General features: G+C 65.4%; 25 protein-coding genes, 1 other RNA gene and 1 riboswitch. Of the genes, 14 read left to right on the top strand and 12 right to left on the bottom strand.

The window, feature by feature from the left end; genetic code table 11:
- Positions 1-6: 6 nt before the first annotated feature.
- From prfB to HMI58_RS02925, 8 genes are all read left to right on the top strand, one after another.
- Complete coding sequence (gene prfB, locus HMI58_RS02960) at positions 7-1,125, top strand: peptide chain release factor 2 (RefSeq protein ID WP_171584146.1); 1,119 nt, start codon at positions 7-9, stop codon at positions 1,123-1,125.
- Positions 1,126-1,257: 132 nt separating this feature from the next.
- On the top strand, positions 1,258-1,962 hold the full coding sequence (gene ftsE / locus HMI58_RS02955) for a cell division ATP-binding protein FtsE (RefSeq protein WP_171618090.1): 705 nt from the start codon (positions 1,258-1,260) through the stop codon (positions 1,960-1,962).
- Positions 1,959-2,873 (top strand): permease-like cell division protein FtsX, encoded by a 915-nt coding sequence (gene ftsX, locus HMI58_RS02950; protein ID WP_171618089.1) that lies wholly within the window; start codon positions 1,959-1,961, stop codon positions 2,871-2,873. The genes ftsE and ftsX overlap by 4 nt, the downstream gene beginning before the upstream one ends.
- A gap of 28 nt (positions 2,874-2,901) precedes the next feature.
- A complete protein-coding gene (locus HMI58_RS02945) occupies positions 2,902-4,413 on the top strand; it encodes a M23 family metallopeptidase (RefSeq protein WP_171618088.1) in 1,512 nt (503 codons plus the stop codon).
- An 84-nt stretch (positions 4,414-4,497) separates the two neighbouring features.
- A complete protein-coding gene (gene smpB, locus HMI58_RS02940; RefSeq protein ID WP_171584150.1) occupies positions 4,498-4,971 on the top strand; it encodes an SsrA-binding protein SmpB in 474 nt (157 codons plus the stop codon).
- A gap of 3 nt (positions 4,972-4,974) precedes the next feature.
- On the top strand, positions 4,975-5,346 hold the full coding sequence (locus HMI58_RS02935) for a hypothetical protein (protein WP_171584151.1): 372 nt from the start codon (positions 4,975-4,977) through the stop codon (positions 5,344-5,346).
- Between the two features lie 90 nt (positions 5,347-5,436).
- Positions 5,437-5,807: a transfer-messenger RNA gene (gene ssrA / locus HMI58_RS02930) on the top strand.
- A gap of 136 nt (positions 5,808-5,943) precedes the next feature.
- Entirely contained in the window at positions 5,944-6,168 is a 225-nt protein-coding gene (locus HMI58_RS02925; RefSeq protein WP_171618087.1) for a hypothetical protein, read from the top strand.
- A gap of 3 nt (positions 6,169-6,171) precedes the next feature.
- Here HMI58_RS02925 and HMI58_RS02920 read toward each other — a convergent pair whose 3' ends face one another.
- Positions 6,172-7,320, bottom strand: coding sequence for an ROK family transcriptional regulator (locus HMI58_RS02920; protein WP_171618086.1), 1,149 nt, complete (start codon positions 7,318-7,320; stop codon positions 6,172-6,174).
- A gap of 88 nt (positions 7,321-7,408) precedes the next feature.
- Here HMI58_RS02920 and HMI58_RS02915 point away from each other — a divergent pair, with 88 nt between their 5' ends.
- Genes HMI58_RS02915 through HMI58_RS02905 form a run of 3 tightly spaced genes read left to right on the top strand, consistent with a single transcriptional unit; the run spans position 7,409 to position 11,784 of the window.
- Positions 7,409-9,547 carry an alpha-galactosidase gene (locus HMI58_RS02915; protein ID WP_171618085.1) on the top strand — a complete coding sequence of 713 codons (2,139 nt, stop codon included), beginning with the start codon at positions 7,409-7,411 and terminating at the stop codon, positions 9,545-9,547.
- Positions 9,548-9,560: 13 nt separating this feature from the next.
- On the top strand, positions 9,561-11,270 hold the full coding sequence (locus HMI58_RS02910) for an alpha-glucosidase (protein ID WP_171618084.1): 1,710 nt from the start codon (positions 9,561-9,563) through the stop codon (positions 11,268-11,270).
- A gap of 22 nt (positions 11,271-11,292) precedes the next feature.
- The gene (locus HMI58_RS02905; RefSeq protein WP_171584156.1) at positions 11,293-11,784 is read left to right on the top strand and encodes a YdeI/OmpD-associated family protein; all 492 of its coding nucleotides are present in this window, start codon (positions 11,293-11,295) and stop codon (positions 11,782-11,784) included.
- Here HMI58_RS02905 and HMI58_RS02900 read toward each other — a convergent pair.
- On the bottom strand, positions 11,781-12,881 hold the full coding sequence (locus HMI58_RS02900; RefSeq protein WP_171618083.1) for a glutamate--cysteine ligase: 1,101 nt from the start codon (positions 12,879-12,881) through the stop codon (positions 11,781-11,783). The genes HMI58_RS02905 and HMI58_RS02900 overlap by 4 nt on opposite strands.
- A gap of 86 nt (positions 12,882-12,967) precedes the next feature.
- Positions 12,968-13,039, top strand: a riboswitch (Fluoride riboswitch).
- Between the two features lie 22 nt (positions 13,040-13,061).
- Between HMI58_RS02900 and HMI58_RS02895 the strand changes: the two genes are divergently transcribed.
- From HMI58_RS02895 to HMI58_RS02885, 3 genes are read left to right on the top strand one after another with little or no spacing between them, the layout of a single operon-like run.
- Positions 13,062-13,553 (top strand): universal stress protein, encoded by a 492-nt coding sequence (locus HMI58_RS02895; protein WP_171618082.1) that lies wholly within the window; start codon positions 13,062-13,064, stop codon positions 13,551-13,553.
- Positions 13,553-14,050 carry a fluoride efflux transporter CrcB gene (gene crcB, locus HMI58_RS02890; RefSeq protein ID WP_171618081.1) on the top strand — a complete coding sequence of 166 codons (498 nt, stop codon included), beginning with the start codon at positions 13,553-13,555 and terminating at the stop codon, positions 14,048-14,050. Before HMI58_RS02895 ends, crcB begins: the two co-directional genes overlap by 1 nt.
- Positions 14,047-14,433, top strand: coding sequence for a CrcB family protein (locus tag HMI58_RS02885; protein WP_171584160.1), 387 nt, complete (start codon positions 14,047-14,049; stop codon positions 14,431-14,433). The genes crcB and HMI58_RS02885 overlap by 4 nt, the downstream gene beginning before the upstream one ends.
- Positions 14,434-14,451: 18 nt before the next feature.
- Here the strand turns inward: HMI58_RS02885 and HMI58_RS02880 are convergent, their stop codons facing one another.
- The 10 genes from HMI58_RS02880 to HMI58_RS02835 form a co-directional block, all read right to left on the bottom strand.
- Positions 14,452-15,189, bottom strand: coding sequence for a metal-dependent transcriptional regulator (locus tag HMI58_RS02880; protein ID WP_171584161.1), 738 nt, complete (start codon positions 15,187-15,189; stop codon positions 14,452-14,454).
- 3 nt (positions 15,190-15,192) lie between these two features.
- Complete coding sequence (locus HMI58_RS02875; protein ID WP_171584162.1) at positions 15,193-16,107, bottom strand: metal ABC transporter permease; 915 nt, start codon at positions 16,105-16,107, stop codon at positions 15,193-15,195.
- Positions 16,107-16,934, bottom strand: a complete 828-nt coding sequence (locus HMI58_RS02870) for a metal ABC transporter ATP-binding protein (protein ID WP_171618080.1) — start codon at positions 16,932-16,934, stop codon at positions 16,107-16,109. Before HMI58_RS02870 ends, HMI58_RS02875 begins: the two co-directional genes overlap by 1 nt.
- Positions 16,931-17,839, bottom strand: coding sequence for a metal ABC transporter substrate-binding protein (locus tag HMI58_RS02865; RefSeq protein WP_171618079.1), 909 nt, complete (start codon positions 17,837-17,839; stop codon positions 16,931-16,933). Before HMI58_RS02865 ends, HMI58_RS02870 begins: the two co-directional genes overlap by 4 nt.
- 48 nt (positions 17,840-17,887) lie before the next feature.
- Positions 17,888-18,646: a class I SAM-dependent methyltransferase gene (locus tag HMI58_RS02860; protein ID WP_171618163.1), complete on the bottom strand. Its 759-nt coding sequence runs from the start codon at positions 18,644-18,646 to the stop codon at positions 17,888-17,890.
- A 13-nt stretch (positions 18,647-18,659) separates the two neighbouring features.
- The gene (gene hisN, locus HMI58_RS02855; RefSeq protein ID WP_171584165.1) at positions 18,660-19,469 is read right to left on the bottom strand and encodes a histidinol-phosphatase; all 810 of its coding nucleotides are present in this window, start codon (positions 19,467-19,469) and stop codon (positions 18,660-18,662) included.
- Positions 19,470-19,604: 135 nt separating this feature from the next.
- Positions 19,605-19,808, bottom strand: a complete 204-nt coding sequence (locus HMI58_RS02850) for a cold-shock protein (RefSeq protein WP_019483099.1) — start codon at positions 19,806-19,808, stop codon at positions 19,605-19,607.
- A 102-nt stretch (positions 19,809-19,910) separates the two neighbouring features.
- A complete protein-coding gene (locus tag HMI58_RS02845; protein ID WP_171618078.1) occupies positions 19,911-21,044 on the bottom strand; it encodes a ribosome small subunit-dependent GTPase A in 1,134 nt (377 codons plus the stop codon).
- Position 21,045: 1 nt separating this feature from the next.
- A complete protein-coding gene (gene aroA, locus HMI58_RS02840; protein WP_171618077.1) occupies positions 21,046-22,386 on the bottom strand; it encodes a 3-phosphoshikimate 1-carboxyvinyltransferase in 1,341 nt (446 codons plus the stop codon).
- Positions 22,387-22,393: 7 nt separating this feature from the next.
- Complete coding sequence (locus tag HMI58_RS02835) at positions 22,394-22,972, bottom strand: DoxX family membrane protein (protein WP_171584168.1); 579 nt, start codon at positions 22,970-22,972, stop codon at positions 22,394-22,396.
- Between the last annotated feature and the right edge of the window lie 55 nt (positions 22,973-23,027).

Raw genomic sequence — 23,027 nt, 5'->3', positions numbered from 1 at the left:
TCAATCATGGCAAACATCGATTTTCCCGCAGAGATCCGCGCGCTCCGCACCAAGTACGCCAACATCGAACAGGTCGCCGATGTTGAGGCGATCCGTACCGACATTGCTGAGCTCAGCGAACAGGCGGGGGAGCCCAACCTGTGGGACGATCCTGCTGCCGCCCAGAAAATCACCTCCCGGCTGTCCCACCGGCAGTCGGCACTGGAGCGGCTGGAAACCCTCCACTCACGCATCGAAGACCTCGAGGTCCTGGTGGAACTCGCCCAGGACGAGGACGACGAGGCCTCCCGCGAGGAATCCGTCAGGGAACTCACCTCGTTGAGTGCCTCCCTGGATCGGCTCGAGGTGGTCACCCTGCTGGCCGGGGAGTACGACGAGCGGGAAGCGGTGGTCAGCATCCGCTCCGGTGCCGGCGGGGTGGACGCCGCCGACTTCGCCGAAATGCTGCTGCGCATGTACCTGCGCTGGGCCGAACGCCACGGGTACCCCACCCAGGTGCTGGACACCTCCTACGCGGAGGAGGCCGGGCTGAAGTCCGCCACCTTCGAGGTGAAGGCGCCCTACGCCTTCGGCACCCTCTCCGTGGAAGCCGGAACGCACCGCCTCGTCAGGATCAGCCCCTTCGACAACCAGGGACGCCGGCAGACCTCCTTCGCAGCCGTCGAGGTCATCCCGCTCATCGAACAGACCGACTCGGTGGAAATCCCCGACAACGAGATCAAGGTGGACGTCTTCAGGTCCTCCGGACCCGGCGGCCAGTCAGTGAACACCACCGACTCGGCGGTCCGCCTGACCCACATCCCCACGGGCATTGTGGTGTCGATGCAGAACGAGAAATCCCAGCTGCAGAACCGTGCCGCGGCACTGCGGGTGCTCCAGTCCCGACTGCTGCTGCAGATGCAGGAGGCGGAAAACGCTGAGAAGAAGGCGATGGCCGGTGATGTGAAGGCGTCGTGGGGGGACCAGATGCGCTCTTACGTGCTCAACCCCTACCAGATGGTCAAGGACCTGCGAACCGAGCACGAGGTGGGCAACACCTCGGCGGTGTTCGACGGCGAGATCGACGACTTCATCGACGCCGGAATCCGGTGGCGGGCCAACAACCGCAGCGCTCCAGCGGAGTAGACCGATACCAAGCGACACACCGTGTGGTTGAGCAGTCAACGCACACCGGCGTCGCTATAGTCTAGAAGCCGGTACTTCTTCCCCCCAGCAAATGCCCGTGCACTGGCAGCTTCCTATGGGCGCAAAGTAGTCATGATTAGATTTGACACTGTCACCAAGGTCTACGACAACAATTCACGGCCAGCTCTCGACGCTGTCAGCCTCGAAGTGGACCGTGGGGAGTTCGTTTTTCTGGTCGGCGCCTCGGGCTCCGGCAAGTCCACGTTCATCCGCCTGGTGCTCAAGGAGGACCGGGTATCGCACGGTGCCGTATACGTCGCCGGTCAGAACGTCGCCAACATTCCCAGCTGGCGCGTCCCCAAGCTGCGCCGCGGGATCGGGGTCGTGTTCCAGGACTTCCGGCTGCTGCCCAACAAGACAGTTTTCGCCAATGTCGCGTTCGCCATGCAGGTGATCGGAAAGAGCCGTGCCGTCATCCGGGAGACAGTGCCTGACGTTTTGCAGACCGTGGGACTGGAAGGCAAGAACAACAGGATGCCCCATGAGCTCTCCGGTGGCGAACAGCAACGCGTCGCGATTGCCCGGGCCATCGTGAACCGGCCGGGCATCCTCCTGGCCGATGAGCCCACGGGTAACCTCGACCCCACGACATCCATGGGCATTATGAAGGTGTTGGACAAGATCAACTCCAACGGCACCACAGTGGTGATGGCCACCCACGACGACGACATTGTGAATACGATGCGCAAGCGCGTGGTCGAGCTCCGCAACGGGTCGGTAGTGCGCGACGACGCCCAGGGCATCTATGTCGGCGAGACCGGGGTGTCAGCGCAATGAGGTTCGCTTTCGTCCTCGGCGAGCTGGGATCCGGACTGCGCCGGAACCTTGCCATGGTCGTGTCGATTATCCTCGTCACCTTTATTTCCCTGACCTTCGTGGGAGCGGCAGGCCTCCTGCAACTGCAGATCAACCAGATGAAGGGCTACTGGTACGACCGCGTTCAGGTTGCCGTGTTCCTCTGCGTGGATAACTCCACCTCTCCGAGCTGCGCCGCCGGCCCGGTCACCGATGACCAGCGTGAGGACATCAAAGCGACCCTCGAATCGGCCTCTTTTAGTGAGTACGTCTCGACTGTCGAATACGAATCGCAGGAAGAGGCCCTCGGCCATTTCCAGGATCAGTTTGCCAATTCACCGATCGTGGATTCGGTCACCGCGGATCAGCTGCCCGAATCTTTCAGGGTCAATCTGGTGGACCCCGAGAAGTATGAGGTCATCAACGAAGCCTTTTCCTCGACGCCCGGCGTTGATGTGGTCAGCGACCAAAGGGAATTGCTGGAACGGCTTTTCACCTACATGAATGTAGCGTCGGCAATCGCCTTGACCATAGCCGGCGTAATGCTGCTCTGTGCTGTGTTGCTGGTGGCAACTACTATTCGGCTTTCGGCGTTTAGCCGACGCCGCGAGACCGGAATCATGCGGCTGGTGGGTGCCAGCAAGGCAGTCATCCAGCTTCCGTTTGTCCTGGAGGGGGTGATTGCGGCGGTGATTGGTGGGCTGTTGGCCACTGTTACCCTGTGGGCCGTCGCCCACTTCGCCCTCAATGGCGTGCTCGCTGAAATGTATCCGGAAACCGCATTTATTTCCTCGTCGGAGGTGCTTCTCTTGGCCCCACTTCTCATTTTGTTGGGTGGAGTTCTTGCCGGAGTGTCATCACTTCTTACTCTCAGACGCTATTTGAGGGTTTAGAGTGATGTCCAGGAAAGAAAGAGAGCCTATGCCTGCCCTAAAATCCTGGTCGTTCAAACCGGCCAAACAATCAGTCGCGACCAAGGCCGCTGCCGGTACCTCCGTCGCGGTGATTGTGGCGTTGGCACTGGGCTTCAGCGCACCCGTCTTCGCTGATGAACTGGATAACCGGCAGAGCGCACTAGAGCAGGAAATCGAGGATGTCCAGCAGTCAATCGAGTACCTCGATGCCGACATCACGAAGACCATTGCCCAGCTCCGGGTGTACCAGGGCCAGTTACCCGCCGCGCAGCAGGCTCTCGCGGATGCCCAGGGGCGCGTCGAATCGGCCACCGGCCAGGTCGCCGCTCTGACCCAGCGGGTCGATCTTGCGCAGGAACGAAAGAACAAGATCAACGAGCAGATCGACCTCGATCGTGAGGCGATGGGCGAAACCCGGGAGATGATCGGGCAGATCGCCACCCAGGCCTACAAGAACGGGGGAGTGCCCTCGAACCTCTCCCTGTTGTTTGGTGCTGAAGGTTCGGAGAGCCTCACAGACTCAATTGACATGGTCGACCAGGCGCTGCGCAGCCAGAACGCCGCCATGGACCAGCTTTCCCAACAAAACGCGACCAACGTCAATTCGGAGGCGCGCCTGATCGCTATCGAGGCAGAGATCCTCGATCTCAAGACGCAGGCGGAGGAGGCACTCGCCGCCGAACAGGTAGCCCGCGACGAGGCAGCGGCGCAGAAAAGTAAAGTCGACACCCTGGTGGCCGACACCTCTGAACTGTCCGACGAACTCCAGGAACAGAAGCCGGTGATCGAGGCACAGCTGGCCGAGGTGGAATCCGCCCACCAGAAGGTCACCGCTGACATCGCTGCGCGGCAGGCGCGGCTGATCGAGGAAGCACGCAAGCGCGAGGAAGCCCGGCTCCGTGCCGAGGCCGAGGAGCGGGCCCGGATCGAAACCGAACGCCGTGCCCAGGCCGCGGCTGACAAGGCCGCGGCAGAGAACGCGGCAGCAGCCGCGGCCGCCGCCGCGGCACGCCAGCCGGCACCGGCACCCGTGGAGCCAGCCGCAGTTGTTCCCGCGACGGTCGGCCCGATCGGTCCCGTCCAGTCCGGTAATCCCTCGGCCTTCGGGCTGCGGGCACCGGTCAACGGTCCCATCTCTTCCGGCTTCGGTTGGCGGGCGACGCCGGTAGGCACGATCGACTTCGACGGCTCCGGCGGTTACACGCACACCGGGATCGACTACGGCGTGGGGTGCGGCACACCGCTGTACGCTGCGGCGGCTGGCGAGATCTGGTACGCCGACTCCAACGCAATCACCGGGGCAGGTAACCGCATCGTCATCAACCATGGCGTCCTGCAGGGGAACGCCCTCGCGACCAACTACTACCACCTGTCCAGCTTCAACGTGTCGGTAGGGCAGAAGGTCAGTGCCGGCCAATTGATTGGCCGCACCGGTACCACCGGTAACTCCAACGGCTGCCACCTACACTTCGAAACGCAGCTCAACGGCAGCCTCGTCGACCCGCTGGGCCTGCTGTAGGGACCGACACACTAGACTGGAGGGACTGTTCGTCGCCCCCGGTGGTATGCCGTGGAGCCGCCCACCTGCAAAAGGAGTTGTACCGTGCCCAAGGAAAGTGGCCGAAAAGTAGTGGCCACCAATCGGAAGGCCCGGCACGACTATGAGGTGCTGGACACCTATGAGGCTGGCCTTGCCCTGATGGGCACCGAGGTGAAGTCCCTCCGCGCCGGACGCGCCTCCCTGATGGACGGGTTCGCGATCTTCTACAACGATGAACTCTGGCTCGAGGGCATCCACATCCCCGAGTACACGCAGGGCAGCTGGACCAATCATGCCGCCCGACGTCGTCGCAAGCTGCTGCTGCACCGTGACGAGCTCACCCGCATCTCACAGCGGATCCGCGAGAGCGGGTTCACCCTGGTGCCGCTGCAGCTGTACTTCCTGAACGGCCGCGCGAAGGTGGAAATCGCCGTCGCCCGCGGTAAGCGGGACTACGACAAGCGACAGACCCTGCGGGAGAAGCAGGACAACCGCGAGGCACTGCGGGATATGCGTGAAAAAAACCGGGGCACCTGAGGGATGAGCGATGTTTTCTGGGATGCCCAGGAACCTGTCGAGGATCCCGACGAGTCCGAGCTGCGGTACCGCAGACCCTGGTGGGTCACCGTCGTCGCCCTGATCGACCTGTTGCTCCTGCTCGCGATCGTCCCGGTAGGGATCTTTGCGCTGATCCCCTTCTTCTTCCTGATCTACCTGTACCTGGCGCAGCTGATCATCTGGGTCGCCCCGCTGCTCATCGTGATGAACGTGGTGGTGTTCTGGTGGAGCTTCAAGCGCAAGCAGGCGGCGACCACCGCGCTGGCCGCCGTCGGGCTCGCGTTCGTGGTGGTGTCTTTCGTGGTGGTGTCACTGTGGCAGTCCCCGATCGTCATCTTCGGGATCACCCTCTAGCCGGTCCGCCGGGAATACACCGCGTGTAACGGTGCGTTACACTTGGATATCCGGGGTAACCGGACTGCACCACAGTTGATAACTACACACGGGGATGACAGGTTTCGACGATGTTAGTCGCGACAGGGGAAGCGGGCCGAGGATTTACAAGGTTAACTCGTAAACGCTCCTTGTAAAAATATAAGTGCCGAACAAAAACGCACTGACTTCGCTCTCGCTGCCTAAGCAGTAAGACCAAGTCCGTCAGCCCGGGAATGCTCTCGTCCCGGATCCTGGCGTCATTTAGAGGGCCACTGCTCCTGAAACTCGTTACAGGTTTCAGGGGGACTCTTATGTAACTGAGCTTGGCAGCAGTCTGTTTGCAGAACTGCTGGAGCTGAGAAAAACCGACGCAAACTGCGCCCGGAGAAGCCCTGACTACACTGCATCGGACGCGGGTTCAATTCCCGCCATCTCCACACCCCGGCTCCGTCTGGAGCTACAGACAAAACGTCCTTACCCTTTGGGGGAGGGACGTTTTGTCGTTAAGGCGCAGGACCCGCAGCGGCAACGCCTCTGTGGCGTCAACACCCGGCTGCCAGCCGTAGACTGACCTGTATGAACTGGACGGATGATCCGCCACCGTGGCTTCCTCCGCTGCCGCCGCCCAATCGTGGCCGCGCACTGGTCACCACAGGCTTGATCCTGGTGATCGGGACCTTCATTTTCATTTTCTACATGAGCTTCATCGGTGGCACCCATACCCTGTTCACCTTGATCCCGCTGGCTCTCGGCTTGATCTTCCTCATCATCGGGATGGTCAGGCGCAACGAAGGCCGTTGACCGTCAGGTGAGGGCTCCCACGATCGACTGCTGAATCACGACGGCGGCCGCTCCGCGCGCCCACTGGCCGAAGTCCGCCGGTTCCCGGACCAGCTGGATGGGGTGTGCCTCGGGGTCGCGGTGCGCACTGAGTGCGGCGTCAATCGGTTCGGCTGCCACTGCGGCCAGATCCATTCCCTCCCCCGAGAGGATCACTGTCTGAACCATGGTGAGGTTGGCGATCGCCGCGATGAGGGTGCCGAGGGCCGTTCCGGCGCTGGTGATGACCGACAGCGCCTCCGGGTGGTTGTCGCGGGCCTGCTGGAGCACCTCGGCGTACGAAGGGGCAATACCCGTGGACGGCGCCAGCTGCTCCGTGATGCCCGGCATGGTGAGCATCGCCGTTGAACACCCCCGGTGGCCTACTGAGCACAGGGGGCCTGAGGAACTCAGGGGGTAGTGGCCGACGAGGCCCAGTCCCGCATCCGGTGGGGCAATAACCCGGTCGTTGATCACCAGTCCATAGCCCACCCCGGCACCGATGGTCAGGACGGCGAAGTTGGGAATCCCGCGTCCCGCGCCAAACCATTGTTGGGCGACGGTGAGCGCGACGACGTCGTTCGCCAGTACCACCGGTATCCCGAGGCGTTCCTGCACCAGCCGGGCCAATGGCACCTCCCGCCAGCCCAGGAAGGGGGCCCGCTGCACCACCCCGGAGGCTTCACCGGATCCCACCTTGCCCCCAAGGCTGATCCCGATGCCGCTGAAGCCCCCGCCAGCGGACAGGTCACCGATCAAAGCGCAGATGACGTCGACGACGTCGTCCACCGCGTGGCTGTCCAGGGGGCGTGCCGAGGACGCGGTGGGACGGCACCGCAGATCGGTTGCGACTCCGCTGGCGGTATCACCCGTGAGTTTGATCCCGACAAACCGGTGGGCCTCCGGGCGGATGTCAAGCGGCCGGGTAGGGCGGCCCACCTGCCCCGCCTGCACATCGATGCCCTCCTGCAGGATGCCAGCTTCCAGCAGCGGCCTGCTCAACCGGGTCAGGCTCGCTGCGGACAGGCCCAGGGTGCGGGCCAGCTCCGACCGTGAGATCGGTCCGCGGACCAGCACCTCGCGGGCGACAATGCGGGCGGGGCTGTCCGCAGGCAGCGGCAACACTTCCTTCACGCCCTTACCCCCGACCTCACTGGTTTTCGATGGCTACGAAAACCAATCTACCTTGACCCCCCAATTACTTTTACGATAAAAATAACCAATGGATCCCTCGACTGTCTTCCACCTCACGAACGGTGGCACCAGTGTCATCATCGACGCCTCATCCGCCGGCCTCCCCGCGATCCTGTACTGGGGTGAGGGCTTAGGAGAGCAGGGGAGCCTTGAGGACTTCGCCACCGCCTCCCGGCCGCAGCGGGTCTCGGGCGGTCTCGACACCCCGGCCCAGCTCACCCTCGTGCCGCAGGAGTCGTTCGGCTGGCAGGGGACCCCCGGCCTCACCGGCACCCGCGAAGGCCTGGCGTTGTTCCCCCGGCTCACCACTACCGACATGTCCTCGACGGGGAGCGAGCTGCGGTTCACCGCGGCGGATCCCGGCGCCGGCCTTCGCCTCGACGCCATCATCAGTGTCACCGGGGCGGGGCTGCTCCGGCAGCGGCTCCACCTGACGAACGAAGGCCCGACCCCCTGCGAGGTCGGATCGCTGCTGGCCGTGTTCCCGGTGCCGTCCTCGGCAGTGGAAGTCCTCGACACCACCGGCCGCCACCTCCGCGAACGCAGCCCCCAGCGGCACACCCTCACCACCGGAACCTATCGGCGGGAGAGCCGCCGGGGCCGCCCCGGGCTCGACGCGACCCTCCTGCTGGCTGCGGGCGAGACGGCCTTCGGCTTCGAATCCGGCCAGGTGCACGCCGTGCACTGCGCGTGGAGCGGGAACCATCAGCTGCTGGTGGAAAAGACTCCCACGGGGGCCGAGTTCATCGCCGCCGGAGAGTTGCTCCTGCCACGGGAGATAGTGCTTGAACCCGGCGAAACCTATGCCGCTCCGGACGCCCTCGCCTCCTGGGGGAACGGACTCAACCAGCTGGCGCAGCGGTTCCATCAGGAGCAGCGGACCCGGCCCTCCCACCCACGCCGTGCACGGCCGGTCACGCTGAACACCTGGGAAGCCGTCTATTTCGATCACGACCTCTCCCGGCTCACCCGGCTTGCGGACCAGGCGGCCAGGGTGGGTATCGAGCGGTTTGTGCTCGACGACGGCTGGTTCCGGGGGCGGCGCGATGACACGGCCGGCCTGGGGGACTGGTTTGTCGACGACGGCGTCTGGCCCGACGGGCTCGACCCCCTGATCGACCACGTGCGCTCACTCGGCATGGAGTTTGGGCTGTGGTTCGAACCCGAGATGATCAACCCGGACTCCGACCTCGCCCGCGAGCACCCGGACTGGATTCTGCAGGCTGCGGGGCGGCTGCCGCCGTCGGCCCGCCAACAGCAGGTGCTCAACCTCGCCATTCCCGAGGCCTGGGACTACATCCTGGAGCGGATGGACGCGATCCTGGCTGCCCACGATATTGCCTACATCAAGTGGGACCACAACCGGGACCTGATGGAGGCGGCCACCGCCGGATCGGGTGGTGCAGCAGTCCACCGCAACGTGCTGGCACTGTATCGGTTGCTTGACGAGCTTAAACGGCGGCACCCGGCGCTGGAGATCGAAAGTTGCGCCTCGGGCGGTGGCCGGGTGGACCTGGGGATCCTCGCCCGCACCGACCGGATCTGGACGAGTGACTGCATCGACCCGCTGGAGCGGTTGGTGATCCAGAAATACACCGGGCTACTGGTCGCGCCGGAACTCATGGGGATGCACATCGGTGGTCCGGTGTCCCACTCCACCCACCGGGCCCACTCACTGCCGTTCAGGGCGGCCACCGCGGTATTCGGGCACTACGGCGTCGAGTGGGATATTGCCGACCTGGACGAACAGGACACCGCCGAGCTGGCATCGTGGATTGCCCTGCACCAGCGGTGGCGGGGACTGCTCCACACCGGTCAAGTGGTCCACGCCGACCTCCCGGACCCAGCGATGGACCTGCGCGGGATTGTCGGCCAGGACCGCACCGCTGCATTGTTTGCCTACACCCTCACCGGATCCAGTGCCTCCTACCCACCCGGACGGATCCGGTTCCCGGGCCTTGACCCCACCGCGAGGTATACAGTGGCGCCGGCCGCGGGCGCACTGGAGCATCCCGACGCCGGCCAGTCACGCCTGGACTGGGTCGAGGCCGCGCTGGGCGGAACACCCCTGGTCCTCTCGGGCAGGCTCCTGGGTTCGAGTGGGGTCCAGGCACCGGTGCTGTTTCCCGAACAGTCGGTCCTGATCGAGGTCCGGCAGGTCCCGTGAGAGGATCGACCCCATGAACACCGACCCAGTACAGGACCAGCCCGCCTGGTGGACCCACGCCGTCGTCTATCAGGTGTATCCACGCAGCTTCGCTGATTCCAACAACGACGGCGTCGGCGACCTGGGCGGGATCATCGGCAAGCTCGATTATCTGGCTGAACTCGGGGTGGACGTGCTCTGGCTGTCTCCCATCTACCAGTCGCCACAGCACGACAACGGCTACGACATCAGCGACTACCGCAGCATCGACCCCACGTTCGGCACCCTCGAGCAGTTCAGCGAGCTGCTGGACGGGGCGCATCAGCGGGGCATGAAACTGGTGATGGATCTGGTGGTCAACCACACCTCCCATGAACACGAGTGGTTCAGGGAGGCGTCCTCCTCGGTCGACTCGCCCAAGCGGGACTGGTACTGGTGGCGCGATCCGCGGGACGGTTTTGCCGCGGGGGAGCCGGGTGCCGAACCGACCAACTGGGGGTCGGCCTTCAGCGGACCGGCCTGGACGCTCGATCAGGCCTCCGGACAGTACTACCTGCACCTGTTCGCGCCCCAGCAGCCGGATCTCAACTGGGAAAACGCCGACGTCCGGTCCGCCGTGTACGACATGATGAACTGGTGGCTTGACCTGGGCGTCGACGGTTTCCGGATGGACGTCATCAACTACATCTCCAAGGACCCCTCCCTGCCCGACGGCGTGGTGCCCGCCGGTGGGCTCTGGGGCGACGGAGGTCCACATTTCATCTCCGGGCCGCGGATCCACGACTACCTCCAGGAGATGCACCGCGAAGTGTTTAGCGGCAGGACCGCCGACCTGATCACGGTGGGCGAGATGCCCGGTGCCACCCTCGACGAGGCGCGGCTCTTCACCGATCCGGCCCGCAAGGAACTGGACATGATCTTCCAGTTCGAGCACGTGGGACTCGACTACGGGCCAGGCGGGAAATGGGATTACCGCGGGCTGGACCTCCGGGACCTGAAAACGTCCTGGAACCGCTGGCAGAAGGGTTTGGCTGACACCGGCTGGAACAGCCTCTACCTGAACAACCATGACCAGCCGCGGCTGGTGTCCCGGTTCGGCGACGACTTCCGCTACCGGTACGAATCGGCCACCCTGTGGGCTACGTTGCTCCACCTCCAGCGGGGGACCCCCTACATCTACCAGGGGGAGGAACTGGGGATGACCAACGTCCCGTTCACCTCGATCGAGGACTTCCAGGACCTCGAATCCATCAACTACTACAACGAAGCCACCATTGCGCTGGGACGTGACCCTGAAGAGGTGCTGGCAAAAATCCGCATCATGAGTCGGGACAACGCCCGCACCCCAATGCAGTGGACGGCCGGCCCGCAGGCGGGATTCACCACCGGTGAACCATGGCTGGCTCTCAACCCGAACTACCCGACCATCAACGCCGACTCCGATCGATCAGGCGACCAGTCCATCTACCGGTTCTACCAAAAGCTCATCAGGCTGCGCCACGACAGCGCTGTCGTCCGGCTCGGAACCAACACGCTGATCGAGGAATCCCACCGCACCCTGTACGCCTTCACCCGCACCCACGACGGCGAGACGCTGACAGTGCTCGGCAACGTGTCGGGGGAGGAGCTCACGCTGCCACCGGAGTTCGGCCAGGGCGAATGGGTGCTGGGAAACTACCCGGCCCGGGAGGCGCTGCGACTCCAACCCTGGGAAGCACGCGTGTTGCGGACGACCGTTCGGTAGACGGGTTCGCTAAGCTTCTGAAATGGCCCAATACCGAGATCCCGGCCCCATCGAGTTCGACGCGGTTATCCAGCGCTCTGCTGTCATCGGTTCGGCAGCGTACGTCGAGTTCCCGCACAGCGTGCCGGAAACCTTCGGCGCAAGCGGCCGCGTGCCGGTGATGGCGGCGTTCGACGGCGTCGGCTACCGCGGCTCGCTGGTCACCTACGGCGACGCGCACCTGTTGCTGGTGCGTTCCGATGTGCAGGAAGAAATCGGGAAAGCCGCCGGCGACACGGTGCGGGTGTCCCTCACTCTCGACACCAGTGAACGGGTAGTGGCCCTGGCCGACGACGTATCGGCGGCCCTGGTCGCGGGCGGCGAAGTGGATGCGTTCAGGGCACTGTCCTACTCCCGCCAGCGCGAGTACGCCCTGTGGATCGCGGCGGCCAAACGGCCAGCGACCAGGGAGGCGCGCATCCAACGGACGGTACAGCGCCTTGCGGAGGGCAAGGCCAACCAGAAGCCGGGTTAGCGTTCGGCGGTGAGGGTTTCGCTGTACAGATCCAGCAGCGCAGCCATTCCGCCGCTCTCCATCGCCCTGCGCTGCCGTTCAGCGCCCGTTCCGCGCTCCCAGACCGTCGCCAGGCCAGCGGCGATCCAGTCGGCGTCGCCCTCCTTGTCCACGGCGTCAGAGGTGTAGCCCAGCAACCGGTCCATCTGCTCACGTGCAGGAATGAGATCGCCCGTGGTGAGGTCCACCAGGTCTCCGGCAAGCCCGTGGCGGGCGGCCTGCCACATGGCCGCATCGAGCAACTCCGGGTCCGGATCCAGGAACGGCAGTCCAGCCTCCGCCTCCCGGATGGCCGTGGATACCAGCCCCCGGACCAGGGCCGCCTGCAACACCGAATCCTGTGCCTCCAGCTGGGCGTCGCCGGCCCGCACCTCAAGGGTGGGATACGTGTCGGAGAGCCGCGCCATCCAGGTCAGCACGCCGCGGTCGATGATGACGCCGGTGGCCACCAGGCGTTCAATCCGTCGTTCGTAATCGGCGGCATCGGCGAACACCGGGGGGCAGCCCTGCACCGGCCACCGGCGGTAGTGCACCACCCGCCAGCTGGCGAAGCCGCTGTCCCGGTCCAGCCAGAACGGAGAATTGGTGCTCAGAGCGGTGATGACCGGGAGCCAGGGCCGGATCCGGTTCAGTGCCTGCACCCCGGTTTCCTTGTCCGGGATGCCCACGTGCACATGCAGGCCGTTCACGAACTGGTCAGCGACAATCCCGCGGGCGCTCGCGCGGAGCTCGTGGTAGCGCTGCTTGTCGGTCAGCGTGGGGTATGCGGATTCGATCCGCGGGGCTGTCGCCGACCCGCTGGCGCGCACCCCGGCCTTCCGGGCCGCCGCGGAGATCCGCCGCCGGAAATGCAGCAAGGATTCCTCGGCCTCGGTGAGGGTGGCGCAGACCGGCGTCGCGGTTTCCAGCTGGCAGCTCAGGAGCTCGCGCTGGATGTCGTCGGCCTCGATCGTCGACGACTGCTCCAGTAACGCCTGCACCTCGTTGGCCTTATAGACGGGCAATCCCGACGTCGGGTCCAGCAGGAGGTACTCTTCTTCAATCCCCAGCGTTGTCATGTAGTGATCATTGCATTTGTTGGCCGGTCGATAATACTGTGACGCGCTGCGGCCCCCGGGGATCCGGTGGACCAATCCGCTATAGTCGAGGCAACGGCGATGGATCCCGCCTGGGCACTGCCCGAACCGCCACCAGGGCTGATGGTTCCTGCCTTGACACTCACAAGAGGCAGGTGCACCGTGACCACAGAGAATTCCGTTCGAGGCCCCCTCCTGGTCGGGGTGATACCGGGGCAGGACCGGGCGGTTCTTGACACCGCCATCACCTTGGCGCAGGCCCCGCACACCACTATCGCCTTCGTCTACGTCGATCCCGCCGGGTTCCGGGTGCAGGAGCCCGACGGCGGGGAGCGCTTCGCCTCGATTGACCCCGACGTCGAGGACGACGACTCCCGGTCGGCGCACCTCGAATCCCTGATCAGCGCCGGGCTCGCCGACTCCGGGATTGGGTGGAGCTACCGGCTGGTCCGCGGCGAGGCCGCGGATGAGCTTGCCCAGGCGGCTAAGGCGGCCAGGGCATTCATGATCGTTGTGGGAGCGCGGCGGCAGACCGTGGCACGGCGCATGGAGAATCTCCTCACCGGGTCGGTGGCCGCTCACCTCGCGCATCATCAGCCGACGCCCGTCCTGGTGGTGCCCGCTGCCTCCTCCCGGGCGCGGGGCGGGCGCTGATGGCATCGCATCCAACCGTTTCCAGTGCGACGACGCCGACGCCGGCCGAGCGGCGTCCCCACTGGCGGCCGGGCCTCATTCTCCTCGTCTTCGTCGGAGGAATGGCGGGAACCCTGTGCAGGTACTGGCTGGAGGGGGTCGTCCCCAGGCCGTTGGGACTCCCGGTGCCCACCCTGGCCATCAACCTTCTCGGGGCCTTCCTGCTGGGCCTGTTGCTGGAAGCGCTCCTGCGTGCTGGACCGGACCAAGGGAAACTTCGGTCCGCCCGACTGCTCCTCGGCACCGGGCTGCTCGGCGGTTTCACCACCTACAGCACGTTCGCGGTCGAGGCGGTCGCCTTGGGGATCGACGGCGATGCCGGGTGGGCGGCTCTGTATGTAGTCATCAGCCTGATCGGCGGGGTCCTGTTGAGCTTTGCGGGGATTGCCCTGGCGTCAGTCCTGCACCGGCGCGGCGCGGGCCGGCCGCGCTCCGGCGAGGGCGGAGTTACCCGATGAGTGTGCTTCTGGTACTGCTGGTGGGTGCGGCTGGAGGGTTGGGGGCGGTGACCCGATTCATGCTCGACGGCGTGGTGAGGTCACGGTTCCGGACAGCCATCCCGTGGGGGACCGTGGCGATCAACGTGGTCGGTTCGGGGCTGCTCGGGCTGCTGGCCGGGCTGGGCCTGGCGGGCGGCATCCCGCCCGCTACCGAGGTGATTGCCGGCGTCGGATTCCTGGGCGGGTTCACCACGTTCAGCACCGCCAGCGTGGAAACCGTGAGGCTGCTGCAGAGCGGACGGGTGGGTCGTGGCCTGATTAATGCGGTGGGTACCGCCGCCCTGGCGCTTCTCGCCGCCGGGGCCGGGGTCGCCGTCGGAACCCTCCTCGCCGCTGCCTGACGCACTGTCCCTGGGCTACTACCGGGCGGGTTCTGGAAGCCTGCAGCCGGTGTGGGTTCCGTCCGTCTCGATCCAGAGGGCCTGGGTCAGCTCCTCGCCGAAGTCGTAGGTCCTCGCGTCGGCTGTCCCACCCACGGCAACCACCAGGGGGCCACCGAAGGGTTTACGCTCCACCACGCGGACCGGTGTGTCCAGGTCGATGGATTCCGAGGCGAGGAACCGCAGCAGGTCTGGGTTCGCGTCGCTGATCCGCGTGATCCGTCCGGGGTGGCCGTCGTCGAGATCCTGTAGCAGGTGAGCGGCAGGCAGGGTGATTCTTCCGTCAGCGGTGGGAATGGGATCCCCATGCGGGTCACGGGTGGGATGGGAGAGTTTCCGGTCCAGCCGTTCGATGAAGGTGTCGGAGACCGTGTGCTCGAGCAGCTCGGCCTCGTCATGTACCTCGTCCCAGCTGTAGCCCAGCTCGCTGACCAAAAAGGTTTCCAGGAGCCGGTGCCGGCGCACCATCGCCAGGGCCAGCTGCCGCCCGTCACCCGTCAGCTCCACCGCGCCGTAGGGCTCGTGGTGGGCAAGGCCCAGATCCCTGAGCTTGCGCACCATCTCCGAGACGGAGGAGTTGGCCACCGACAATCGGGCGGCCAGCTGTGAGGCGGTGACTGGGCGATTGTGCCATTCAGTGAACGAGTAGATGACCTTTACATAGTCCTGCACGCTGGAGGACCCGGCGCTCAGGGTGGCGGCGGTGCGTTTGGCCATGGGTCAGGCCCTTCCTGTCGGTTGCAGACTGGCCGGTTTCCCGACGTCGTCCGGCGGGGTGGTCCGGCGCAGCCGACGCCGGGTGACGGCCTGCCAGATGATCCCCGTCCGGCGGGCAAATAGGTAGACGAGCACAAAGACGAGCGACTGGGACAGGACCACTGCCGCGCCCGTCGAGATATCCAGGTAGTAGCTGGCGTAGATTCCGGCCACCGACGCCACAGTGGTGATGCTCGCGGCGAGGATCAGCATCAGGTCGAAGCTGCGGGTCAGCAGGAACGCCGTCGCCCCGGGGGTGATGAGCATGGCCACCACCAGGATGATGCCGACCGCCTGCAGCCCGACGACGACGCTGAGCGCCATCAGGCCCAGCAGGAGTGTGGACAGCGCCCGGGTGTTCAGCCCGATCACGTGGGCGTGGGTGCGGTCAAAGGCGAACAGGGTCAGGTCCCGGCGTTTGTACAACACGACGGCGAGGGTCAGCGCGCCGAGGATGACCACCTGCCAGAGTTCACCGTCTGTCACACCCAGGACGTTGCCGAAGAGGATATGCATGAGGTCCACCTGGGACGGGGTCCGGGACACGATCGCCAGCCCGACCGCGAACAATCCGGTGAAGACGACGCCGATCACCGTGTCCGACTTCAGCTTGGTCGTCGATTTCACCACACCGATCAGGGCGACGGCTCCCGCACCGAAGACGAACGCGCCGATCGAGAATGGGATCCCGATGATGTAGGCCAGGGCGACCCCCGGCAGGACGGCGTGCGAGACGGCGTCGCCCATCAGCGACCAGCCCATCAGGATCAGCCAGCAGGAGAGCACCGACGCGACTACCGCCGCGCACACCGTGACCACCAGGGCGCGGGTAAGAAAGCCATACTGCAACGGCTCGGTCAGGAAGGACAGGAATTCCATCACTGCTCCTGGTTTTGTTCGGCGGCCGGGGAGGGACGGCGCGGGTCGGGCCCGGCCGCGGGAAGCGGCCCGAACGCGAGGGCCAGCTTTTCGTGGGTCAGCACCTCGGCGGGGGGGCCATGGGCAAGGACCCGGTTATGCAGGAGTACCGCCTCGTCGCAGAGCTCGGGGATCCCCGCGAGGTCGTGGGTGGAGATCAGCGCCGTCCGTCCCTCGTCCCGGAGCTCCTGGAGCAGGCTGATCAACGTGGCTTCGCTGGACTTGTCCACCCCGGCGAACGGCTCATCCAGGAGGAGCAGCTGGGCGTCCTGGGCGATGCTCCGGGCGACGAACGCACGCTTTTTCTGCCCGCCGGAAAGCTCACCGATCTGCCGTCCCCGCTGGGCGGTCAGCCCCACCCGGTCCAGTGCCTCGTCGACAGCGTCCCGGTCGGCACGGCTGGCGCGGCGGGACGGCCCCATCCGCCCGTACCGGCCCATCAGGACCACGTCCTGTACCGAAAGGGGGAAGGTCCAGTCAACATCCTCCGACTGGGGGACATAGGCCACCAGGTTGGTGCGCCGCGCGGTGCGGTGATCCTTGCCGAACAGAGCCACCGTTCCCACGGAGGGCTGGACCAGGCCCATCAGGCACTTGAAGAGTGTTGACTTGCCTGAGCCGTTGACACCGATCAGACCGCAGATTCTGGCCCGCTCGACAGTCAGATCGACGTCGATCAGCGCCCGTACCTCGTTGTAGCTCACACTGAGTCCGGACACGGAGAGGGCGGCCACCCGGTCATGGTCACCGGGCGCCGGCGCGGGATGTGTGGGGGCGTACCAGCTCATGGGGCGAGTCCTTCGGTGATCAGGGCAATGTCGTAGCGCAGGAGGTCGAGGAAGGTGGGTACCGGGCCGTCCGGTCCCGAGAGCGAATCGACATACAGGGGCCCCGACAGGTCCGCCCCGGTGGCCAGCGCCACCTGTTCCTGCGCTGAGGGGTTCACCGTCGATTCGCAGAACACCGTGGGCACCTCGTTGGCCTCGACGAAACCGATAACCTCCTTGATCTGCCGGGGAGTGCCCTCGGCGTCGGAGTTGACCGGCCAGATGAACGCCTCGTCGAGACCCGCGTCCCGCGCCAGGTAGGAGAAGGCGCCCTCGCAGGTAACCAGGGCGGGTGTGCCGCCGTCGGCGAACGCAGCTTCAAGATCGTCGAGCATTCCCTGCAGCTCGGCCTTGATCCGCCCACCGTTCGCCTCGAAGTCCCTGGCGTGGGCGGGATCGAGGTCGGTGAGCGCCGCAACGATGTTGTCCACATAGGTCTGTGCGGCGCGGGGCGACATCCAGGCGTGCGGGTTGGCCAGCCCACTGTAGTTGCCGGACCGGATATCGACCGGTTCCACGCCCTCGGACAGCACGGCGTGTGGAGCGTCAACGGAGAGTAGGAACCGCTCGAACCACCGTTCAAGACCGAGGCCGTTGTCCAGGATCAGGTCGGCATCCTGCGCATTCACGAGGTCCGAAGGGGTGGGATCGTAGCCGTGGATCTCCGCGCCGACCTTGGTGATGGACTCGACCCGGACGTGCCCTCCACCGACCTGGTCGGCGAGATCGGCGAGAACGGTAAAGGTGGTCAGCACCATGGGGCGTTCATCGTCGCCGGCCGGCCGCGCCTGGGCCGCCGGACTGGCGCCACAGCCAGCGACCGCCAGCAGCGTCGCCAGCACCAGCGGAAGACAATATTTCGGCATACCTAAATCTAACTCATAGGCATGCCTTAACAGTATGAAAAGGTCCGATCAGTTGCGGGCTGCCCGCCAGGAATGGGTGAAGTAGGGCAGGTCCACCGCTGCGTCGGAGTCAAACCCCAGATGCTCGTGCAGGTACCAGTCCAGATTGGTCTCCACCTTGAGGCGGATGGCAGGGCTGGCGCGACGATAGTAGCTGCGGGACTTTGCCAGTTCAACGATGTCGGACGTGCCCAACTGCTGGTTCCACCGGGTTGTCAGGTGCTCGGCTACCCCGAACCCGGGGCCGATCCCCGGCCGGTACTCGGGGGTATACACATCCCCGGCATGCATGATGCGGCTGAGCCGGTGTACCCAGGGGACCGACACGTCGAGCTGGTTCCAGAGCAGGGCGATCCGGCCGCCGGGAACCAGGATGCGGGCCACTTCCGCCGATGCCGCGACCGGATCCAGCCAGTGCCAGGCCTGTGCGATCGTCACAAGGTCGGTGGAGGCGGCGGCGAGGCCGGTCGACTCGGCGGTCCCCACCACAGTGGTGACCTGGGGGAGCTTCGCGCTGAGCACCCCCAGCATGTCGCTGGACGGGTCGACGGCGGTCACCCGGAGCCCGCGCTTCACCAGCTCGGCGGTGAAGAGGCCGGTACCCGCTCCCAGATCGACTGCGGCTCCCGCACCGTCCGGCACCGACCAGTCGACGCTTTCGGACGGATACCCGGGTCTGACCCGGTCATACTGTTCGCCGCCGGCGAGATAGCCACCCGCGAGATGGACTCGTCGGTTCTGGTACAGGCGCGGGCCGCCGCGGGGCATGGTCATCGGATTCCTACAGGAGGTCATCCACATCGGGGTTGAGGATCTGGAGCACATCGTTGTGGAGCGTGCTGTTGGTGGCGAGGGCGTTGCCACCGAAAGGCCCATCGGTGCCTTCGAGGGAGGTGAAACGTCCGCCAGCCTCGGTGATGATCGGCACCAGTGCGGCCATGTCATAGAGGTTCAGAACAGGTTCGCAGGCGATGTCGACAGCACCCTCGGCGACCATGCAGTAGGACCAGAAATCGCCGTACGCCCGGCTACGCCAGACCTTTTCGGTCAGCGACATGAACTCGGGCAGGTTCCCGCGCTCCTTCCAGCCGGAGAGGCTCGAGTAGGACAGGGAAGCGTCCTCAAGCCGGGAGACGTTCGAGACTTTCAACCGGCTCGCCGCGGCGAGCGATTTGCCCATGTAGGCGCCGGTTCCGGTGGCCGCCCACCAGCGTTTCCCCAGGGCCGGCGCACTGACCAGGCCCACTACGGGCTGTCCCTCGTCGACGAGGGCGATCAGGGTGGCCCAGACCGGGACGCCGCGGACAAAGCTTTTGGTGCCGTCAATGGGGTCGATGATCCAGCGTCGCGATCCGGCGCCGGTGCTACCGAATTCCTCGCCCAGCACTGCGTCGCGGGGGCGTGCACGGGAGAGCTGGCCGCGGATCGATTCCTCGGCGGCCTTGTCAGCATCGGTCACCGGAGTGAGGTCAGGTTTCGTTTCCACCACCAGATCCAAAGCCTTGAATCGCGACATGGTCTGGTCGTCAACAGAATCGGCCATCACGTGGGCAAGGCGCAGATCATCGTTATAACTTTGGCGGTGGTTCATACCTTCAACCTATCGCCTTCCCTCGCAGAGTGCGGGAGGCCCTGCCGTTAAACACCACAGGACACCGGCGGCATAGTGCCGCGTCAGTGTCCTGTGGGGGAGCCGCCCAGTGGGGCGGCCTACGTATCTGGGTTACTAGATAACGGTGATGTTCTCGGCCTGCGGTCCCTTGGGGCCCTGCGTGGTCTCGAAGTTGACCTTCTGGTTCTCTTCGAGCGCGCGGAACCCGCTGGAGTTGATTGCCGAGAAGTGGGCGAATACATCCGCGCCGCCGTCGTCAGGAGCAATGAATCCAAAGCCCTTTTCAGCGTTGAACCATTTGACTGTACCTGTTGCCATTTTTTTCATATTCCTTGTGTGTGAGAATCCCCCCGTGCTTCGGGGTTCTCGTTGCAGTGCTACAACGTGCGCAACGCCACAACTGGTTTAAGCCTATCAGGTCTACTGTTCGCCCAGCTCTTTGGCTTCCTGAGTATTTCCTTTCGCCTCAGGAATACTGGAGCCAAGCAACCGTCGGAGGGACGCGAGCCGCACCGGCCCCGAGGTGCCAGCCAGCCCATCGCGCACCCAGGGGTCCAACCCGCACTTCACTGCCGTCCGGTCGTGGCGGCAGCCCTTCGCGCAGTCTGCCGTCCCGGGTTCCAGGTCCGGGAACGCCTGAAGGATCCGGTCGGGGTCCACATGGGCCAGCCCGAACGAACGGATCCCGGGGGTGTCGATGATCCAGGTGCCAGGCAGGGAATCCCCGGCTTTCAGCGCGATTGCCGACGACGACGTATGCCTGCCCCGGCCGGTCACGGCGTTCACGCCGCCGGTTGCCCGGTTTGATCCGGTCAACGCGTTGACCATCGTGGATTTACCCACCCCTGAGTGTCCCAACAGCACGCTGACCTTCCCGTCGAGGTGCGACCGAAGCTGGTTGACCGCGTCACCGAGCAACCGGGCGGATAACCCGTCGTCGGACGTGCTGTCCACCCCGTCGTCGTCGGCCGCGGTCCGGCTGATGATGACCGGAAGATCAAGATGCCGGTAGTTATCGAGCAGCTCGGATGGGTCCTTCAGGTCTGCTTTGGTCACACAGAGGATGGGCTGAATACCTGAGTCGTATGCTGCCACCAGTGCCCGGTCAATGAACCCGGTGCGCGGCTCCGGGTTGGCGGCGGCAACGACGATCACCAGCTGGTCGGCGTTGGCGACGACGGCACGCTCCACCGGATCGGTATCGTCGGCGCTGCGCCGGAGCAGCGTCCGCCGCTCTTCGACCCGAACCAGCCTGGCGAGTGCGTCGGGTCCGCCGGTGAGGTCACCCACCAGGGCCACCAGGTCCCCGGCAACGACGGGGGTGCGCCGCAGCTCCCGGGCCCGGGCGGCAATAACAATTCGCTCGTCGGCGCCATCCTCGTCGACGACGGCGGTGTAGCGTCCGCGGTCGACGGTGACGATCCGTCCGGTGACAGCGTCGTCATAGGCCGGCCGGTCCTTGGTGCGGGGACGGGTGCCCTTCTTGTTGGGTCGTACCCTGATGTCGGATTCGTCCCAGGACCGTGCGCCGCCGCGATTTCCTCCGGTGGCCACGTCAGCGCCCGCCGCCGGGGACGGGTTCGGCTGCAGTGGTGCGCCCGGTCGCCGCGAGGTCCGCCCAGAGTTCGGGGAACTGGGGCATGGTCTTGGCGGTGGTCCCGATGTTCTCCACCTCGACGCCCTCAGTGGCCAACCCGATGATCGCCCCGGCGGTCGCCATCCGGTGGTCCTCATAGGTCATGAATACGCCGCCGTGCAGTGGTGCCGGGCTGATCGACAGCCCGTCGTCTGTCTCAGTCACGTCGCCACCCAGCCGGTTGATCTCAGTCGCCAATGCCTTGAGCCGGTCGGTCTCGTGGCCACGCAGGTGGGCAATCCCGCTCAGGGTCGACGGCGAGTCGGCCAGCGCGCAAAGTGCCGCGACGGTGGGGGCGAGTTCACTGGTGTCGGCCAGGTGTGCTCCGCGGATGCGGGCCCCACCGGTCACCGTGAGAGTCCCCTCGGCCAGATCCACCTTGGCACCGAGCTGTGTCAGGATGTCCCGCCACTGATCGCCGACCTGGGTGGTGCCCAAGGGCCAGTTGGGAATCCTCACAGTGCCGCCGGTGACCAGGGCTGCCGCGAGGAAGGGGCCAGCATTGGAGAGGTCTTGTTCGATCCGGACGTCGAAGGCGCTGATGCTGCCGGGGGAGACCCGCCACTGGTTTGGAAGTGAATCGTCGACGTCAACGCCCACCTCGCGCAGCACCCGCACCGTCATGGCGATGTGGTCGAGGCTCGGAACGGGCGGCCCCACGTGCTCCAAGTGCAGTCCATCGGTGAACCGGGCGCCGACCAGGAGTAGCGCGGAAATGAACTGGGACGAGGCGCTGGCGTCCACCACCAGCTTTCCTCCGGGGACTGAGCCGGTACCGGCGACGGTGAACGGGAGCTGCCCGTCGCCGTCGTCGTCGACAGCGATCCCCAGACCCCTTAGGGCCTGGATAACAGCACCCATCGGGCGCTGACGGGCATGCGGATCACCGTCGAAGGAGGCGGACCCGGTGCGCAGCGCGGCCAGGGGTGGAACGAACCGCATGACTGTCCCTGCCAGGCCGCAGTCAATGGACACGTCGCCCGTGGCGGCAGGATCCAGCGGTGTGACGAGAAGATCCGGGCCGAAGGCACCGTCCCCGGCCACCTCGGTGAACCCTGCGCCCAGAGCGGTCAGAGCCTGCACCATCAGCGCGGAGTCGCGGGAGATCAGCGGGGCGCGCAGCCGTGACGGGCCGTCGGCCAGTGCGGCAAGGACGAGGAACCGGTTGGTGAGTGATTTGGAGCCGGGAACCTGAACTGTCGCATCGACCGGCGAGGTAGCGAAGGGTGCGGGCCAATGCGACAGTTCCACGTGGGTCACGTTTTTGCTAGCCCACCAGATCGGTGGCGGTCTTGCGAACAGACTTGTTGGCCTTCTTCAGCTGCTTCTCGGTGTCCTTGGCAATGGACTTGGCGCTCTTGCGCGTGTCGTGGCTGAGGGCCTTCGCGTTGCGCTTCGCGTCGGACGCGAAGTGCTCGGCGCGCCAGGCGAGGCCCGGGCGACCGTTCGTGTCCACGGAGGCCAGCAGGACGGCGCCCAGCAGCGAGACGTTCTTCAGGAGCTGGTTGCGGCGGGCCTTGCGCGCCTCGGAGGTGGAGGAGTCGGCTGACTTGTAGTCAACGAGGGTGTTCAGGCCTGCGGTGCCGACGAGTACCAGCGCAGCAACCCGGGAGAACCGTCCGATGCCCAGCAGTGCCGCAGCACCGACCTGCGCTGCGCCGAGGGCCTGCGCCACTACCTTTTCGTTGGCGGTGACCGACGAGGCTGAAGGGACAGCCTTGGTGATCCGGTCAAGGGTGGGACGGAGCTGCGTGCCTGCTGCTTCGGCGTTCCGCAGCCGGTCAATACCGGCCACCACGAACGAACTTGCAAGCATTGGGCGGGCTACTACGCGAACAAGGGTCATGATTGCCTCCTGGCAGTGGACTGATCGGGCACTTGGGTTCTAGTTTTGCACTTTT

The sequence above is a fragment of the Arthrobacter sp. 147(2020) genome (assembly GCF_013116715.1).
Classification (GTDB): Bacteria; Actinomycetota; Actinomycetes; order Actinomycetales; family Micrococcaceae; genus Arthrobacter_D.
Note: the sequence above shows the minus strand (reverse complement) of the source record. Positions and strands in the feature narration are given on the sequence as shown.

What these genes read in the sequence shown, in the direction of transcription:
- prfB (WP_171584146.1), top strand. Translation starts at nt 7, where the DNA reads ATGGCAAACATCGATTTTCCCGCAGAGATCCGCGCGCTCCGCACCAAG.
- ftsE (WP_171618090.1), top strand. Translation starts at nt 1,258, where the DNA reads ATGATTAGATTTGACACTGTCACCAAGGTCTACGACAACAATTCACGG.
- ftsX (WP_171618089.1), top strand. Translation starts at nt 1,959, where the DNA reads ATGAGGTTCGCTTTCGTCCTCGGCGAGCTGGGATCCGGACTGCGCCGG.
- HMI58_RS02945 (WP_171618088.1), top strand. Translation starts at nt 2,902, where the DNA reads ATGCCTGCCCTAAAATCCTGGTCGTTCAAACCGGCCAAACAATCAGTC.
- HMI58_RS02935 (WP_171584151.1), top strand. Translation starts at nt 4,975, where the DNA reads ATGAGCGATGTTTTCTGGGATGCCCAGGAACCTGTCGAGGATCCCGAC.
- HMI58_RS02925 (WP_171618087.1), top strand. Translation starts at nt 5,944, where the DNA reads ATGAACTGGACGGATGATCCGCCACCGTGGCTTCCTCCGCTGCCGCCG.
- HMI58_RS02915 (WP_171618085.1), top strand. Translation starts at nt 7,409, where the DNA reads ATGGATCCCTCGACTGTCTTCCACCTCACGAACGGTGGCACCAGTGTC.
- HMI58_RS02910 (WP_171618084.1), top strand. Translation starts at nt 9,561, where the DNA reads ATGAACACCGACCCAGTACAGGACCAGCCCGCCTGGTGGACCCACGCC.
- HMI58_RS02905 (WP_171584156.1), top strand. Translation starts at nt 11,293, where the DNA reads ATGGCCCAATACCGAGATCCCGGCCCCATCGAGTTCGACGCGGTTATC.
- HMI58_RS02900 (WP_171618083.1), bottom strand. Translation starts at nt 12,881, where the DNA reads ATGACAACGCTGGGGATTGAAGAAGAGTACCTCCTGCTGGACCCGACG.
- crcB (WP_171618081.1), top strand. Translation starts at nt 13,553, where the DNA reads ATGGCATCGCATCCAACCGTTTCCAGTGCGACGACGCCGACGCCGGCC.
- HMI58_RS02885 (WP_171584160.1), top strand. Translation starts at nt 14,047, where the DNA reads ATGAGTGTGCTTCTGGTACTGCTGGTGGGTGCGGCTGGAGGGTTGGGG.
- HMI58_RS02880 (WP_171584161.1), bottom strand. Translation starts at nt 15,189, where the DNA reads ATGGCCAAACGCACCGCCGCCACCCTGAGCGCCGGGTCCTCCAGCGTG.
- HMI58_RS02875 (WP_171584162.1), bottom strand. Translation starts at nt 16,107, where the DNA reads ATGGAATTCCTGTCCTTCCTGACCGAGCCGTTGCAGTATGGCTTTCTT.
- HMI58_RS02870 (WP_171618080.1), bottom strand. Translation starts at nt 16,934, where the DNA reads ATGAGCTGGTACGCCCCCACACATCCCGCGCCGGCGCCCGGTGACCAT.
- HMI58_RS02865 (WP_171618079.1), bottom strand. Translation starts at nt 17,839, where the DNA reads ATGCCGAAATATTGTCTTCCGCTGGTGCTGGCGACGCTGCTGGCGGTC.
- HMI58_RS02860 (WP_171618163.1), bottom strand. Translation starts at nt 18,646, where the DNA reads ATGCCCCGCGGCGGCCCGCGCCTGTACCAGAACCGACGAGTCCATCTC.
- hisN (WP_171584165.1), bottom strand. Translation starts at nt 19,469, where the DNA reads ATGAACCACCGCCAAAGTTATAACGATGATCTGCGCCTTGCCCACGTG.
- HMI58_RS02850 (WP_019483099.1), bottom strand. Translation starts at nt 19,808, where the DNA reads ATGGCAACAGGTACAGTCAAATGGTTCAACGCTGAAAAGGGCTTTGGA.
- HMI58_RS02835 (WP_171584168.1), bottom strand. Translation starts at nt 22,972, where the DNA reads ATGACCCTTGTTCGCGTAGTAGCCCGCCCAATGCTTGCAAGTTCGTTC.